Origin of the sequence: Sphingomonas sp. AX6, from assembly GCF_902506605.1 — a bacterium.
GTDB lineage: Bacteria > Pseudomonadota > Alphaproteobacteria > Sphingomonadales > Sphingomonadaceae > Sphingomonas.
The window spans coordinates 1584516-1598738 of the sequence record NZ_LR733979.1 but is presented as its reverse complement, the minus strand read 5'-3'; the positions used below and the strand labels follow the sequence as shown (position 1 = coordinate 1598738).

14 protein-coding genes are annotated in these 14223 nt (G+C 64.3%); 9 read left to right on the top strand and 5 right to left on the bottom strand.

The window, feature by feature from the left end:
- Positions 1-163 precede the first annotated feature (163 nt).
- The 3 genes from ENHY17A_RS07760 to uvrA all read right to left on the bottom strand — a co-directional run bounded on the left by ENHY17A_RS07760 (position 164) and on the right by uvrA (position 3707).
- The gene (locus ENHY17A_RS07760) at positions 164-340 is read right to left on the bottom strand and encodes a hypothetical protein (RefSeq protein ID WP_236547808.1); all 177 of its coding nucleotides are present in this window, start codon (positions 338-340) and stop codon (positions 164-166) included.
- Positions 341-513: 173 nt separating this feature from the next.
- The gene (locus ENHY17A_RS07755) at positions 514-768 is read right to left on the bottom strand and encodes a hypothetical protein (protein WP_159711606.1); all 255 of its coding nucleotides are present in this window, start codon (positions 766-768) and stop codon (positions 514-516) included.
- Between the two features lie 17 nt (positions 769-785).
- Positions 786-3707 carry an excinuclease ABC subunit UvrA gene (gene uvrA, locus ENHY17A_RS07750; RefSeq protein WP_159711604.1) on the bottom strand — a complete coding sequence of 974 codons (2922 nt, stop codon included), beginning with the start codon at positions 3705-3707 and terminating at the stop codon, positions 786-788.
- Between the two features lie 246 nt (positions 3708-3953).
- Between uvrA and ENHY17A_RS07745 the strand changes: the two genes are divergently transcribed.
- The 6 genes from ENHY17A_RS07745 (at position 3954) to ENHY17A_RS07720 (ending at position 8185) form a co-directional block, all read left to right on the top strand.
- Positions 3954-4835 (top strand): dienelactone hydrolase family protein, encoded by an 882-nt coding sequence (locus tag ENHY17A_RS07745; protein WP_159711602.1) that lies wholly within the window; start codon positions 3954-3956, stop codon positions 4833-4835.
- 37 nt (positions 4836-4872) lie between these two features.
- Positions 4873-5439 (top strand): septal ring lytic transglycosylase RlpA family protein, encoded by a 567-nt coding sequence (locus tag ENHY17A_RS07740; protein ID WP_236547807.1) that lies wholly within the window; start codon positions 4873-4875, stop codon positions 5437-5439.
- A gap of 71 nt (positions 5440-5510) precedes the next feature.
- Positions 5511-6029, top strand: a complete 519-nt coding sequence (locus ENHY17A_RS07735) for a hypothetical protein (RefSeq protein WP_159711598.1) — start codon at positions 5511-5513, stop codon at positions 6027-6029.
- Positions 6030-6070: 41 nt separating this feature from the next.
- Positions 6071-7066: a glutaminase A gene (gene glsA / locus ENHY17A_RS07730; RefSeq protein ID WP_201296361.1), complete on the top strand. Its 996-nt coding sequence runs from the start codon at positions 6071-6073 to the stop codon at positions 7064-7066.
- Between the two features lie 117 nt (positions 7067-7183).
- On the top strand, positions 7184-7822 hold the full coding sequence (locus tag ENHY17A_RS07725) for a hypothetical protein (protein ID WP_236547806.1): 639 nt from the start codon (positions 7184-7186) through the stop codon (positions 7820-7822).
- 81 nt (positions 7823-7903) lie between these two features.
- The gene (locus tag ENHY17A_RS07720; protein WP_159711594.1) at positions 7904-8185 is read left to right on the top strand and encodes a DUF1294 domain-containing protein; all 282 of its coding nucleotides are present in this window, start codon (positions 7904-7906) and stop codon (positions 8183-8185) included.
- 13 nt (positions 8186-8198) lie between these two features.
- Here the strand turns inward: ENHY17A_RS07720 and ENHY17A_RS07715 are convergent, their stop codons facing one another.
- Both ENHY17A_RS07715 and ENHY17A_RS07710 read right to left on the bottom strand, forming a co-directional pair.
- Complete coding sequence (locus ENHY17A_RS07715) at positions 8199-8651, bottom strand: vgr related protein (protein ID WP_159711592.1); 453 nt, start codon at positions 8649-8651, stop codon at positions 8199-8201.
- 277 nt (positions 8652-8928) lie between these two features.
- The gene (locus ENHY17A_RS07710; protein ID WP_159711590.1) at positions 8929-9402 is read right to left on the bottom strand and encodes an EF-hand domain-containing protein; all 474 of its coding nucleotides are present in this window, start codon (positions 9400-9402) and stop codon (positions 8929-8931) included.
- Between the two features lie 213 nt (positions 9403-9615).
- Here ENHY17A_RS07710 and purB point away from each other — a divergent pair, with 213 nt between their 5' ends.
- From purB to ENHY17A_RS07695, 3 genes are read left to right on the top strand one after another with little or no spacing between them, the layout of a single operon-like run.
- Positions 9616-10935 (top strand): adenylosuccinate lyase, encoded by a 1320-nt coding sequence (gene purB, locus ENHY17A_RS07705; protein ID WP_159711588.1) that lies wholly within the window; start codon positions 9616-9618, stop codon positions 10933-10935.
- On the top strand, positions 10932-11564 hold the full coding sequence (locus tag ENHY17A_RS07700; RefSeq protein WP_236547805.1) for a biliverdin-producing heme oxygenase: 633 nt from the start codon (positions 10932-10934) through the stop codon (positions 11562-11564). Before purB ends, ENHY17A_RS07700 begins: the two co-directional genes overlap by 4 nt.
- Before the next feature lie 2 nt (positions 11565-11566).
- Complete coding sequence (locus ENHY17A_RS07695; protein ID WP_159711586.1) at positions 11567-14155, top strand: HWE histidine kinase domain-containing protein; 2589 nt, start codon at positions 11567-11569, stop codon at positions 14153-14155.
- Positions 14156-14223: the final 68 nt, after the last annotated feature.

The following is a 14223-nucleotide window of genomic DNA, read 5'->3' as shown; positions in this document are numbered from 1 at the left end:
TCCAGCAGCGTGCATCATTTTTGGCGTTAAGGTCCACAAAAATGGTTGCAGCTACGTTACCATCTTACAAGGCCAATATGAGGTCTAATGTATGGAGACCAAATTCCATCAAAGTGCCATCAGGTAACGGAAGAAAAGTAACACGGGGCTAAACGAAACGCCCCTACCAATTCCCCCCAGCATCGCGGATCGCGTCAAGCAAAGCCTTCTTCCCCGGCGTCCGCCGCTTCCCGCTATTTCGCGGCAATTCGCCCACGCCGGTCTCTGCGCGGCGGCGTTCGATCATCGCTGCGAGTTCCGCGAGCGGGATGGGTTTAGAGGTCTTCGATGCCGTACTCACCGGCGGTCTCCTGTCGGATACGGCGGTCAAGATAGTCGCGATCGACATCGCTGTCATTACCGCTCAAGCGAGCCCGGCTGACCATGAAGAAGAAGGGCAGTGCTTCGACAAGCTCAGCACGAACGGGGCGAGGGTAACGAGCCTCTCAAGATCAAAGCGAATGGAACAGCCGGCTATTTCGCCGTTCCGTTCATCTTCCCTCCCAACAACCCCGCCAACGCCCGCACCGCACCTTCCCCCTGTGCCACAATCACATTCTCAACCCGCCCCATCTGTTCCGCGATCCTCGGCGAGTGCATTCGCTTGACCTCGATATAGAGGTCGTCATCGGGCAGATAGAAATCGAGCTTGGCGCTATTCGCGGGATCGTCGTCGGTGACGTATTGCCTGCCACTGGCGATCAAGGCGTCCTCGATCAGGCGCTCCATCGGATCAGTACGTCTCCTCACTCCGCCGCCACAGCCTCCTTCGCCGGTTTCAGCAACGGCGCGAGATACTTGCCAGTGAAAGAGCGCGGCTCCTTCACCACCTTCTCCGGAGTCCCCTCCGCCACAATCTCCCCGCCCTTCACGCCGCCTTCCGGCCCGAGGTCGAGGATCCAGTCGGCGGTCTTGATGACATCGAGGTTATGCTCGATCACCACGACGCTATTCCCCTGTTCGACCAGCGCGTGGAGCACTTCGAGCAGCTTCCTCACATCCTCGAAATGCAGGCCGGTGGTGGGCTCGTCCAGAATATAGAGCGTGTTGCCGGTTGCGCGGCGGGCGAGTTCCTTGGCGAGTTTGACGCGCTGGGCTTCGCCGCCGGACAGCGTCGTCGCCTGTTGCCCGACCTTGATATAGCCGAGGCCGACTTCCGCCAGCATCGCCATCTTGTCGCGGATGGGGGGGACGGCCTTGAAGAATTCCACCGCATCCTCGACCGTCATGTCGAGCACGTCGGCGATGCTCATCCCCTTGAACTTCACCTCCAGCGTTTCGCGGTTGTAGCGCGCGCCGTGGCAGACGTCGCACGTCACATAGACGTCGGGGAGGAAGTGCATCTCGATCTTCAGAAGGCCGTCGCCGGTGCAGGCTTCGCAGCGGCCGCCCTTTACGTTGAAACTGAACCGCCCGGGTTTGTAGCCGCGCGCCTGTGCTTCGGGCAGGCCGGCGAACCAGTCGCGGATGTTGGTGAAGGCGCCCGTGTACGTCGCGGGGTTCGAGCGGGGGGTGCGGCCGATCGGCGACTGGTCGATGTCGATGACCTTGTCGAGATGCTGGAGGCCGTCGACCCGATCGTGCTTGCCCGCGAGGATGCGCGCGCCGTTCAACGCGCGGGCGGCGGCGGCGTAGAGCGTGTCGATGGTGAAGCTCGACTTGCCCGATCCCGACACGCCGGTGATGCAGGTGAAGGTGCCCAATGGGATCGACGCCGTGACGCCGGTCAGGTTGTTGGCGGTCGCGTTGTGGACGGTGACCTTCTTGCCATTGCCCTTGCGGCGTTTGGCGGGGATGGGGACGGCGCGGGTGCCGTTGAGGTAATCGGCGGTGACCGATTTCTTCGATTTGAGGATGGTCTTGAGCGTGCCGTGGGCGACGATCTCGCCGCCATGGACGCCCGCGCCCGGCCCCATGTCGATCACATAGTCTGCCGTCCGGATCGCGTCCTCGTCATGTTCGACCACCAGTACGGTGTTGCCGAGATCGCGCAGGCGGCGGAGGGTTGCGAGCAGCATGTCGTTGTCGCGCTGGTGCAGGCCGATCGAGGGTTCGTCGAGGACGTAGAGGACGCCCGACAGGCCGCTGCCGATCTGGCTGGCGAGGCGGATGCGCTGGGACTCGCCGCCCGACAGGGTGCCGGAGGTGCGGTCGAGGTTGAGATAGTCGAGGCCGACATTGTTGAGGAAGCCGAGGCGGGCGTCGATCTCCTTGAGGATGGCGCGGGCGATCTCCGCCTGCTGGCCCGAGAGCTGCGCGGGGAGGTCGGCGAACCAAGCGAGGGCGTCGACCACCGAGAGGCGCGTGACGCTGGAGATGTCGCGCATGGCGATTTTTACCGCGAGGGCCTCTGGTTTGAGGCGGGCGCCGTGGCAGGTTTCGCAGGCGTGGGATGCTTGGTACTTGGAGAGTTCCTCGCGCATCCAGGCGCTCTCGGTCTGGAGCAGGCGGCGGTTGAGGTTGCCGATGACGCCTTCGAACGGTTTCTTCACGTCGTAGCTTTTGCGGCCGTCGATGAAGGTGAGGGTGACGGGCTTGCCGCGGGTGCCGTGGAGGATGACCTGCTGATGCTCGGGGGCGAGGTCCTTCCACGCGGTGTCGAGGGTGAAATTGTAGGCGCGGGCGAGGGAGCCAAGCACCTGCATGTAATAGGGCGATGGCGGGTTTGATTTGGCCCAGGGGACGACCGCGCCCTTCTTGATGGTGAGGTCGTGATTGGGGACGACGAGGTCGGCGTCGAATTCCATCCGTTCTCCGAGGCCGTCGCACGCGGGGCAGGCGCCCTGGGGGGCGTTGAACGAGAAGAGGCGGGGCTCGATTTCGGCGATGGTGAAGCCGGAGACCGGGCAGGCGAAGCGTTCGGAGAAGACGATGCGGTTGGGGGGGAGGCCGGTGCCTTTCATCGCGCCTGCGTCGGTTGCTTCGTCCTCACGGCCGGGGACGACCGCGTCGACGAGGTCGGCATAGGCCAGGCCGTCCGCCAGTTTCAGCGCGGCTTCGAAGCTTTCGGCCAGGCGCGTGGCGATGTCGGCGTGGACGACCAGGCGGTCCACCACCACCTCGATGTCATGCTTGTATTTCTTGTCGAGCGACGGGGCTTCGTCGATTTCGTAGAGTTCGCCGTCGATGCGGACGCGGGTGAAGCCCGCTTTCTGCCACTCGGCCAGTTCCTTCTTATACTCGCCCTTGCGGCCGCGGACGACGGGGGCCAGCAGGTAGAGGCGCGTGCCCTCGGGGAGCGCGAGGACGCGGTCGACCATCTGGCTGACGGTCTGCGCGCTGATCGGCTCTCCGGTCGCGGGGGAATAGGGGATGCCGACGCGTGCCCATAGGAGCCGCATATAATCATAGATTTCGGTGACGGTCGCGACCGTCGAACGCGGATTGCGGCTGGTGGTCTTCTGTTCGATCGAGATCGCGGGGCTCAGCCCCTCGATATGCTCGACATCGGGCTTTTGCATCATCTCCAGGAACTGGCGCGCATAGGCCGACAGCGATTCGACGTATCGGCGCTGCCCCTCTGCATAGATGGTGTCGAAGGCGAGGCTCGATTTGCCGCTGCCCGACAGGCCGGTGATGACCGTCAGCGTGTCGCGCGGAATGTCGATGTCCACGCCCTTGAGATTATGCTCGCGCGCGCCGCGGACGGAAATGTGGGTAAGGCTCATGCGGGGGTTCTAGCTTTGTTCTGACGGAGGGGCCAGAGGGGAGATAGGGGCAGTCGATCCCAGTTGCGAGGGGGGAAGGATAAGGGGATCACCCAAATCCGTTCGCATTGAGCTTGTCGAAATGCTGTACTTCTTGGCACGAAGAAAGGACAGTGCTTCGACAAGCTCAGCACGAACTGGAATGGGTAAGGGCTCGGCACCCCAAGTGGTGGACGGCGACGCGAGCGCAAAACAGGAGACGATGCGATGTGTGACGATCGGCAGATGAAGGCGCTGGGCGAACAAGGTTTCGACTGGACGATGAACCGGCGTCAGTTCGCGTTGCTGGGTGCGGCGGGTGCGGTTGCGGCGTGTACGCCGATGGCGGGCGGCACCGGCGGCGACGCGGAGGGGCTGACCGAGGAGATGGTCAGCTTTGCGACGCCGGACGGGACGATGGATGCGTTCTTCGTGCGGCCCGCGAGTGGTCGTCACGCCGCGATCCTGACCTGGCCCGACATTGCGGGCGTGCGAGAGGCGTTTCGCGAGATGGCGCGGCGGCTGGCGCGGCAGGGGCATGCGGTGCTGGTGGTCAATCCATATTACCGGGCGGTGCCGTCCGATCAGTTCAAGGATTTCGCCGGGTTCGCCGCAGATGGCGGGTTCCAGAAGGTCGGGCCGTGGCGCAAGCAACTGACCCCCGAAGCGGTGATGCGCGATGCGACCGCGGCGATCGGCTGGCTCGACCGCCAGGCGTCGGTGGACGTGCAGCGCGGGGTCGGCACGCATGGCTATTGCATGGGCGGGCCGTTCACGGTGTTCAGCGCCGCCGCCGTCCCGGCACGAGTGCGCGCGGCGGTGTCGCTGCACGGCGGCGGGCTGGTTCGCGGAGAGGAGCCGACGAGCCCCCACAAGCTGCTGCCCCGCACGCGGGCCAGCTATCATATCGCGGTTGCGCAGGACGATGATGCCAAGGCGCCGAACGACAAGACGGTGTTTAAGGCCGCCGCCGATGCGGCCGGACGCGCGGCGACGGTCGAGGTTTATCCCGCCGACCATGGCTGGACGGTGCTCGACAGCCCTGCCTACGACCAGGTGCAGGCCGAGCGGGCATGGGGCGTGATGAGCGGGTTGTTCCGGGCGCTGTAGGATGCGCGTGCGAACAGGGGAGGCGAGGCGGCTGCGTATGGCGGCAACGATCGGGCTCGCCCTTGCCCTCTCCGCCTGCGCGTCCCGCCCCGATTACCGCCCGGTGTCCGACACGCCAGTGCGGATCGGCAAGCCCTACACCATCCGGGGCGCGACCCATGTGCCGCGGGCCGAGTCGGGGTATGACGTGCTGGGCTATGCCAGTTGGTATGGGAATGAGAGCGGGAACCAGACCGCCAATGGCGAACGGTTTCGACCCGGCGGCGTGACGGCGGCGCACAAGACGTTGCCGTTGCCGACCTATGTCGAGGTGACGGCGCTATCGACCGGGCGGACGATCCTGGTTCGCGTCAACGACCGGGGGCCGTTTTCGCGCGGGCGGATCATCGATCTGTCGCGCGGGGCGGCGGAGGAACTGGGCATCCGCGCGGCGGGGCATGCGGCGGTGCGGGTGCGGGTCGTCGACCCGCCCGAGCGCGATCGCAAACGGCTGCGCGATGGCAAGACGGCGCGCGAGCGGCCCCAGGTCGATCGGCGCACGCTCGACCATTTGCAGGCGCAGTTCGCACGCGGGCTGCGTGACGGGCTGATCGAGGGGCAGTAATCCCGCATTTACGGTTGCGAGCGCATTCCGACGTGATAACGATAGATATACGTTAACATGGGGACGCTATCGTGACGGGCATGAATCGCCAATCCTTATCGACGCCGCGCGCGACCGGCCACGGGCAACTGGCCGTGGGATCGGGCGAGACGCAGCGCCAGCGGGGATTGATCGACGCACTGTTCGCCGCCGGTGCGGAAAGCGATCCGCTATCGATGCTTCACCCCGCGATCGACCGGTCGCTGGCGATGACCGGGATCGGGTTGTGGCAATGCTGCCTGGCGACCGAACGGCTGCGCTGGAGCCAGGGGGTGTGGGATTTGTTCGCGATGGAGCGGGGCGAGGAGCCCGCACGTGGGCTGACCGTCGCGCATTATCTGCCCGAATCGCGGATCGAGCTGGAACGGCTGCGGTCGAAGGCGGTCGCGACTGGCGGCAGTTTCCGCATGGATGCGCAGATCATCGATTCGCGCGGCGAACTGCGCTGGATGCGGATTTCGGCGCTGGTGGATCGTAGCGGGCCATCGGCGCGGCTGCACGGCGTCAAGCAGGATATTACGGCCGAACGGCTGGCCGCGACGGCAATTTGAGCTGGCCTGCGCGTTGTCCCTGCTGAAAGCGGGAGAATGACGTGACGCGCGAAAGCAAGGAATGGACTGCGGAGCGGTTGAAGGAGTTGCTCGACGACATCGTCGGCGACGTTCGCGGCCGTGCGCCTGCATTGTATGACGAAGCCGTCGCGGCGGCCGAGGCCAAGGACAAGAAGCCGCCGAACAAGGGCGATTTCGAACAATTCGGGATCGCGGTGTTCACCGCGCAGGGCGAGTGCGTGTCGGCGGGCAATGCCGGGGTGTCGTTTCCGATCCAGTCGATCTCGAAGTTGTTCGCGCTCGAAGTGGCGCTGGCCGGAGGCGGTGAAACGCTGTGGGATCGGGTCGGGCGCGAGCCATCGGGCGATCCGTTCAATTCGATCATCGACTTGGAACGGCTGAAGGGAATCCCGCGCAATCCGTTCATCAATGCAGGCGCTTTGGTGGTGTGCGATGCGCTGGTGTCGATGGCGACGCGGCGCAAATCACTGCAGGTCGTCGATTTCGTACAGCATATGTTGGATGGTGAAGCGATCGCGCTGGACGAAGGCGTGGTCGACAGCGGCAAGACCGGCGGTCACCTGAACCGGTCGCTGATGAGCATGGCCAAGCATCACGGCAATCTGGACAATGATCTGGACGCGGTGATGGACGCCTATGCCACCCAGTGCGCAATTCAGCTGGATGCGCGCGGGCTGGCGCGTGCCGGACGCTTCCTGATGCATGACGATGCGACCGAGGGGCCGGACGAGGAGCGGGGTATCGCGGCGGCCAAGCGTGCGCGGCGGATCATGGCGCTAATGATGTTGTGCGGCCAATATGACGGGTCGGGCGAATTCGCATACCGCGTCGGCCTGCCCGCCAAGTCCGGGGTGGGCGGCGGGATATTGGCGATTGCCCCGCACCGCGCGTCGATCGCGGTGTTTTCGCCTGCGCTCGACCCGATGGGGAATAGCTGGCTGGGAACGCTGGGGCTGGAATTGCTGACCGACCGGACCGACTGGTCGGTGTTCGGGAGTGTGCGGACGCTGGGCTGAGGCGCGCGCAATCCGCGATTAACAATCGCCATGCTAAGGGTGACTTTATCGTGAGGGCATCCCGCGTTAGGCTGGGGCCTTGTCGCCTGTTGGAGCTTGCCCGTGATGTCGCCGCGCTTGTCCGTATTGATCCTGCCGCTGATGCTCGCGGCGTGCGGCGGGCTGACCGAAGAGGAGCGACGCACCGCGATGGGCGGCGCGGCGGTGCCCGATTCAGGCGCGGCGGAGCGGGCGGCTGCGGCCTCGCAGGATGCCGATACGCGGCGTCGCGAAGCGGCAGAGCGCGCCGAACTGGCGCGTGCGGAGAAGGCTAAGGCGGAGGCCGACCGGCGTGCCGAACTGGTGGCGCTCGCCACCCAGCAGCGCGCACAAGCGGAGTTTCCGGAGGGCGTCGACGAACTGGTGACGACGGGCGAGGACGGTCCGGTGCTGGTGCGCGGCAACGAGCGCGAGGAAGTACGCTGGGAGGAAGCCGAGGACCGTCGCGCGCGGGCGATGCGCGAACGGGCTGACCGGTACGAGCGGCGCTATGAACGCGAGGCGCGGGCGAGAGAGCGTCGCGAGGACAGACTGCGCGAGCGTGGCTATTACGAGGAACGCTATGCCGACGAGCGCTATGCCGATGAGCGCCCGCTGACGCGGCGCGACGTGGATGACCGGTTGCGCGAGATGCAGCGGCGAAATCGCGAGACGATGCGGGTAGAGGATGTGCCGCATCGCGATGGACCGCAAGAGGATGATGGCTACGGCTGGTGAGCCAGCGCGTTCTCTGATTCTTTTTCGAGGCGTGCGCCCGACACACTCCTTTTGAAACCGCGATCAGCCTAGTCACCAACAATGAATTCGCTGATCATTCCGGGTTTCGCGTTGTTGTTCGGCATCAATTGCTGGACGGTCTTGCGCTTCTGGCAGGACAAGCGACGCGCGTGTGCCGGCGATCGCCGCATCCCGGAAGCCGATCTGCTGTGGCTGGCGCTGATCGGTGGATCGCCGGGCGCGTTCGCGGCGCGCAGCCTGTTTCGACACAAGACGCGCAAGGAGCCATTCTCGACACGGCTTCAACTGATCGCGGCGCTGCAAATGGGCGCGCTGATCGGGCTGGCCATCGCCTTCTGGTAAGGCGTCGCTCCGATCACCGAAACGGCAGGATGCTCTCATATTGGCGGGCGTCGGGCGCACCGGAGACGCTGGCCCCGCGCCTGAGCAGGAAGGCGTGGCGGACGATTTCGGCTTGTTGCTCGAGACCGTAGCGGCGCAGCGGCCATCCGGGTTTGATGCTGTAGTGATAGCGGCAGAACGGGTGGCGCGCGAGGGGGAGGCAGATGCCCGCCTGATGCTGCCAGATATGCGTCATCTCGTGGATGAAATGGCCTTGTAGCGAGAGGCTGGCACAGCCGAAATCGTCGCAATAGGCATGGCTGTCGGGGTGGAAATGAATGGTGCCGGTCGGGGCCATCGTCACGCGTTTCGGCTGGAAAAACGCCCATTTGTGGTTGGCAATGCGCGCGGCGGCATAGTCGATGGCGCTGCCGAATACGCTGCGCGCCAGGTCGATTTCGGACGGGGTGAGAATGCGCTTTGCCATTGGGATAGATGTGCGGCGGGATGGATGGGTGCGCAAGTCTGTCTGGGCAGGTGGCAAGCCGATGCCGTCACCCCGGCCGAAGTGCCGGGGTCCACTGGGCCACATGCGCAACTTTGACAACAAGCCTTGCAAAAAGCCGCGTGGTGGACCCCGGCACTTCGGCCGGGGTGACGGGTATTGAGAAAATAGCGGCCATGCAAAACGGCCCGCCCGGCAAGGAATGCCGGACGGGCCGCGGATGCCTCACCCCCAACAGAGGGGCAGTCGGGCGCGTCGGTTAGGACGCGCTGGGGGCGAGGAACCCAGTCAGTTCCGTTTTTGAGACGCCATCATTCTTGTCGGCGTCGGCTTGCGCGAACGCCTGGCCGATCCATTGCTGGGTCTCTGGCGCATCGGGCTGGAGGTTCGGCTCGCTGGCCGAGCGCAATGCCACCATCCATTCGCCGAACTGTTCTTCGCTCAACTCGCCCTTGGAGTCCTTGTCATAGGTCGCGAACTGGGTGTCGACGAGTTGTTCGATCTGTTCGGGCGTTGCCGCACCTTGCGTGGATGCATCGGCGCTGACGGTCGATTCCGCCTCTGCCTGAACATCGCTTTCGGGCGCGGGTGTCATGGTCTGGTCAGGTGCGGGCGCAGTATCCTGCGTCATCGGTACGTCCTGACCGCCAGTAGCGTCCTGAACCGGCATGTCCTGGGCAAGTGCAGGCGAAGCAATGGCCATCGCGCCAGCAAGAAAAGCATATTTCAACATGGGATTTCTCCTGTTATGGGCGGGTCGCACTGGGAGGTTGCGTCCCTTGGAAACTGTAGCGTGATTGTCACGCTGCAAGTGGAATATGGGGTTATAAATGCACCAAGCCAGAATTTGTCCCATCCTTTAGCCCCTGCTAAGGCGCAACTCGTCGCGGAATCGATCGATTCCTGCGATGAACCGATATTCAGCTTGCCAAAATGAGGTTGCCCGATGGTCCCCCGTTATGCCCGCCCCGACATGGTCGCCATCTGGGAGCCCGCCGCGCGCTTTCGCATCTGGTTCGAAATCGAGGCTTATGCCGCGCAGGCGATGGGGCAGGTGGGGATGATCCCGCAGGACAGCGCCGATGCGATCATGGCGGTGCTGGAGAACGACACGCTGGGCGAGATCGATGTCGAGCGGATCGACGCGATCGAGGCGGTGACCAAGCATGACGTGATCGCGTTCCTGACCTGGGTATCGGAAAAGGTCGGACCCGATGCGCGCTTCCTGCATCAGGGGATGACGAGTTCGGACGTGCTCGACACCGCGTTGGCGGTACAGTTGGCGCGCGCGTCGGACATATTGATCGCCGATCTCGACAGATTGCTTGAGGTGCTTAAGCGCCGCGCATTCGAACACAAGCTGACCCCCACCATCGGACGCAGTCACGGCATCCATGCCGAGCCGGTCACCTTCGGGTTGAAGATGGCGCAGGCCTATGCCGAGTTCGCGCGCAACCGCGAGCGGTTGATCGCGGCGCGCAAGGATGTCGCGACCTGTGCGATCTCGGGCGCGGTCGGGACGTTCGCCAATATCGATCCGCGCGTCGAGGAACATGTCGCGGCCAAGCTGGGGCTGACGGTCGAGCCGGTATCGACGCAGGTCATCCCGCGCGATCGCCATGCGATGTTCTTTGCGACATTGGGTGTCATCGCATCGTCGATCGAACGGCTGGCGACCGAAGTGCGCCATTTGCAGCGCACCGAAGTGCTGGAGGCGGAGGAGTATTTCTCGCCCGGCCAAAAGGGCTCGTCGGCGATGCCGCACAAGCGCAATCCGGTGCTGACCGAAAACCTGACGGGTCTCGCCCGCATGGTGCGCGGTTATGTGACGCCCGCGCTCGAGAACGTCGCGCTGTGGCACGAGCGCGACATCAGCCATTCGTCGGTCGAGCGCTATATCGGGCCGGATGCGACGATCACGCTCGATTTCGCGCTCGCGCGGCTGACCGGGGTGATGGACAAGCTGATTGTCTATCCCGAGCGGATGCAGAAGAATTTGGACCGGATGGGTGGCCTCGTTCATTCGCAGCGCGTGCTGCTGGCGCTGACGCAAGCCGGGGTCAGCCGCGAGGATGCCTATACGCTGGTTCAGCGCAACGCGATGAAAGTGTGGGAATCGGACGGGGCACTTTCGCTGCTCGATCTGCTCAAGGCCGATCCGCAAGTCACCGCCGCGCTGTCCGAGGCGGAGATCGAGGACAAGTTCGACCTGGGCTATCATTTCCGTCAGGTCGATACGATCTTCGCCCGCGTATTCGGCGCATGAAGCAAGCGCATCGACGGCTGCGCGAGGCCACCGCTCACGCGCACGAAACCGTCGATGCGGCCTTTGGCGGATATGACCTGACCGATCGCGACAGTTATGTGCGGTTCCTGTCGGCTCATGCCGAGGTGATGGTGCCGCTGGAGGCGGCGCTGGATGCGGCGGGGGCGGAAAGCGTCACGCCGGACTGGGAGACGCGCAAGCGCGGGCATCTGATCCTCGCGGACCTGGCGGCGTTGAGCGCCCCACCTCTCCCCGGTCGGACTGAGCATGTCGACCCGCAGGGCGGCGCATGGCACCAATCCCTGTCCTTCTTGGCACGAAGAAAAGGACAGCATTTCGATAAGCTCAATGCGAACGGTGGGGAGGATATGGAGCCTAATCTCGCGGGCATCCTCTATGTCGTCGAAGGTTCGCGCCTCGGTGGACGATTTCTATCGCGACAGGTTCCCGAGGAATTTCCTAAGTCATATCTTGATGCACATCAGCAATCCGGCAATTGGGCCAAATTACTCGCGTCGATCGACCAAATCCTTTACGACGAAGGTCGAACTGCAACTGCCATCGATGCTGCGCTCGCGACCTTTGTCCTGTTCGAGCGCGCCGGTCGGAACTGGCGTGTGAAAGAGTAAGCGTGGCCGAAGCCGACTTCGACGTCGATCTGACCAATTGCGATCGCGAGCCGATCCATGAACTGGGTGCGATTCAGCCGTTCGGCTTCCTGATCGCGCTGTCGCCCGACTGGCTCATCAAGCGTGCATCGGCCAATGTCGGCGACGTGTTCGGCAAATCGGCGGACGATCTGCTCGGCACCCATGCCACCGATCATCTGGGCGAGGACGCGGTCCACACCATCCGCAACCGCCTGACCCTGCTGCGCGGGACCGATGCGGTCGAACGCGTGTTCGGGGTCAAGATTCCGACTGCTGCGGGCACGCGCCGTTATGATTTCGCGCTGCACATGGTCGATGACACGATCGTGTTGGAGGGTGAGGCGTCGTCGGCGTCGCCGCTGGGCGATACCGCCAGCACGATCCGCGCGATGATGGCGCGGCTGGACCATGCGGGTACGCTGCCCGACCTGTTTCGCGAAGGCGCACGCCAGGTCCGCGCACTGACCGGGTTCGACCGGGTCATGGTTTACCGGTTCGACCAGGACGGGTCGGGGACGGTGGTGGCAGAGGCGGCGCGATCGGGAATCGGCAGTTTCCTCAATCTGCGTTATCCCGCGACCGACATTCCGGCACAGGCGCGCAAGCTGTATATCCGCAACCCGTTCCGGATCATCTCCGATGTCGCCGCAGCGCCAGTCGCAATCCTGCCGCGGCTGGACGAGCGTGGGGCACCGATCGACCTGTCGCTGTCGATCCTGCGCGCGGTGTCGCCCATCCATATCGAATATCTGACCAATATGGGCGTCGGCGCATCGCTGTCGATTTCGATCATCGTCGACGACAAATTATGGGGTCTGTTCGCCTGCCACCATTATTCGGCGCGCCGTCCGGATTTCGAGCGGCGATCGGTCGCCGAACTGTTCGGACAGATGTTCGCACTTAAACTGGAAAGCCGCGAGCGGGCGACGCTGTCGGCTTATGAAATCGGTGCGCGCACCACCGGCGACCGGATGATCGCGGCGGTCGCGGGCGATGCGGGGCTGCTCGACGATCCCGAATGGCTGGGCGAACAGATGCGCAGCGTCATCCCCTGCGACGGCATCGCCATTTCGATCGACGGCCAGGTGGCGATGAGCGGCATCGTGCCGCCTGCGTCCGCGATCCCGGTTATCGTGCGCCGCCTGAACGCGATGGCGTCGGGGCGGGTCTATGCCACCGATCGGCTGGCGCAAGTCCTGCCATCGGCCGAAGAGTATCAGGACGTGGCGGCGGGGTTGCTCGCCATTCCGGTGTCGCGTTCCCCGCGCGATTATGTGCTGCTGTTCCGTCAGGAAAAGGTGCGCACGGTCAATTGGGCAGGCGATCCGCACAAGCCCGCAAGCTGGGGCCCGAACGGTGCGCGGCTATCCCCGCGCAAGAGCTTCGAGGCATGGAGCCAGGAAGTGCGCGGCTGTTCCGAAAGCTGGACCGACGCCGAACGCCGTGTCGCCGAAATGCTGCGCGCCGCGCTGATCGAAGTGGTGCTGCGCCTGTCTGACGATGCCCGCGAGGAACGCCGCAAGGCCAATGAGCGGCAGGAATTGTTGATCGCGGAGCTGAACCACCGCGTCCGTAATATCCTGAGCCTGATCCGCGGGCTGGTGCGCCAGTCGCGCGATCCGGGCCAAGATACCAAAACCTATATCGCGATGCTCGAAGGCCGGATCGAGGCGCTGGCCCGCGCGCACGACCAGATCACCAAGGATAGCTGGTCGCCCGCGCCCTTGCGTCGTCTGATCGAAACCGAAGCCGCCGCTTATCTCGGTGGGCGTGCGGGGCGCGTCACGCTGGACGGCGGTGCGGCGCTGCTCAAGCCTCAGGCATTCTCGACGCTGGCGCTGGTCGTCCATGAACTGATGACCAATTCGGCCAAATACGGCGCGCTGAGCGATTCGGGGACGGTCGCGGTCAAATGGTGGCTCGACGACGATGCCGACCTGCACATCGAATGGCGCGAACGCGGCGGGCCTGCGGTGACCCCACCGACGCGGCAAGGGTTCGGATCGACGATCATTCAACGGTCGATCCCCTATGATCTGGGCGGCCATGCCGAGATCCGTTACGCGATGACCGGGATGGAGGCCGAATTCTGCGTGCCCGGGCGCCACATCGTGATGGGCGAACAGACGCCGGATCAGGTCAATGCCGATGTGGAGGCCTATCAGGCGCAACTCGACACGCCGCCGCCTTCGCCCGATGCCCCCGCAACGCGTCCGCTATCGGGCAATGTCTTGCTGGTCGAGGACAGCCTGATCATCGCGATGGATGCGGAAGATATTCTGGCCGATCTGGGTGCCACCCGCGTCGTCACTGCTGCGACCATCGTCCATGCACTGGAAGAAATGGCCGCGACCGATTTTCAGATCGCGGTGCTCGACGTCAATCTGGGGGCAGAGACCAGCCTGCCGATCGCCGATGCGGCCAAGGCAAAGGGTTTGCCGGTGATATTCGCGACGGGGTATGGCGATCAGCTCAACCTGCCCGACGATCTGGCGGGGACGCCGGTGGTGCAGAAACCGTACACTAGTGCGAACCTCGCCGATGCGATGACGACGGCGCTGGCGGGATAGAGATCGGTGCTCCTGCGAAAGCAGGAGTCCTGGGTAGGGTAAGCGGTCATTGGTGGCCAACGCTCCTG

Excerpts from the sequence above, each read along its gene's own strand:
- ENHY17A_RS07755 (WP_159711606.1), bottom strand. The coding sequence starts at position 768 with ATGGAGCGCCTGATCGAGGACGCCTTGATCGCCAGTGGCAGGCAATAC.
- uvrA (WP_159711604.1), bottom strand. The coding sequence starts at position 3,707 with ATGAGCCTTACCCACATTTCCGTCCGCGGCGCGCGCGAGCATAATCTC.
- ENHY17A_RS07745 (WP_159711602.1), top strand. The coding sequence starts at position 3,954 with ATGTGTGACGATCGGCAGATGAAGGCGCTGGGCGAACAAGGTTTCGAC.
- ENHY17A_RS07740 (WP_236547807.1), top strand. The coding sequence starts at position 4,873 with ATGGCGGCAACGATCGGGCTCGCCCTTGCCCTCTCCGCCTGCGCGTCC.
- ENHY17A_RS07720 (WP_159711594.1), top strand. The coding sequence starts at position 7,904 with ATGAATTCGCTGATCATTCCGGGTTTCGCGTTGTTGTTCGGCATCAAT.
- ENHY17A_RS07715 (WP_159711592.1), bottom strand. The coding sequence starts at position 8,651 with ATGGCAAAGCGCATTCTCACCCCGTCCGAAATCGACCTGGCGCGCAGC.
- ENHY17A_RS07710 (WP_159711590.1), bottom strand. The coding sequence starts at position 9,402 with ATGTTGAAATATGCTTTTCTTGCTGGCGCGATGGCCATTGCTTCGCCT.
- purB (WP_159711588.1), top strand. The coding sequence starts at position 9,616 with ATGGTCCCCCGTTATGCCCGCCCCGACATGGTCGCCATCTGGGAGCCC.
- ENHY17A_RS07700 (WP_236547805.1), top strand. The coding sequence starts at position 10,932 with ATGAAGCAAGCGCATCGACGGCTGCGCGAGGCCACCGCTCACGCGCAC.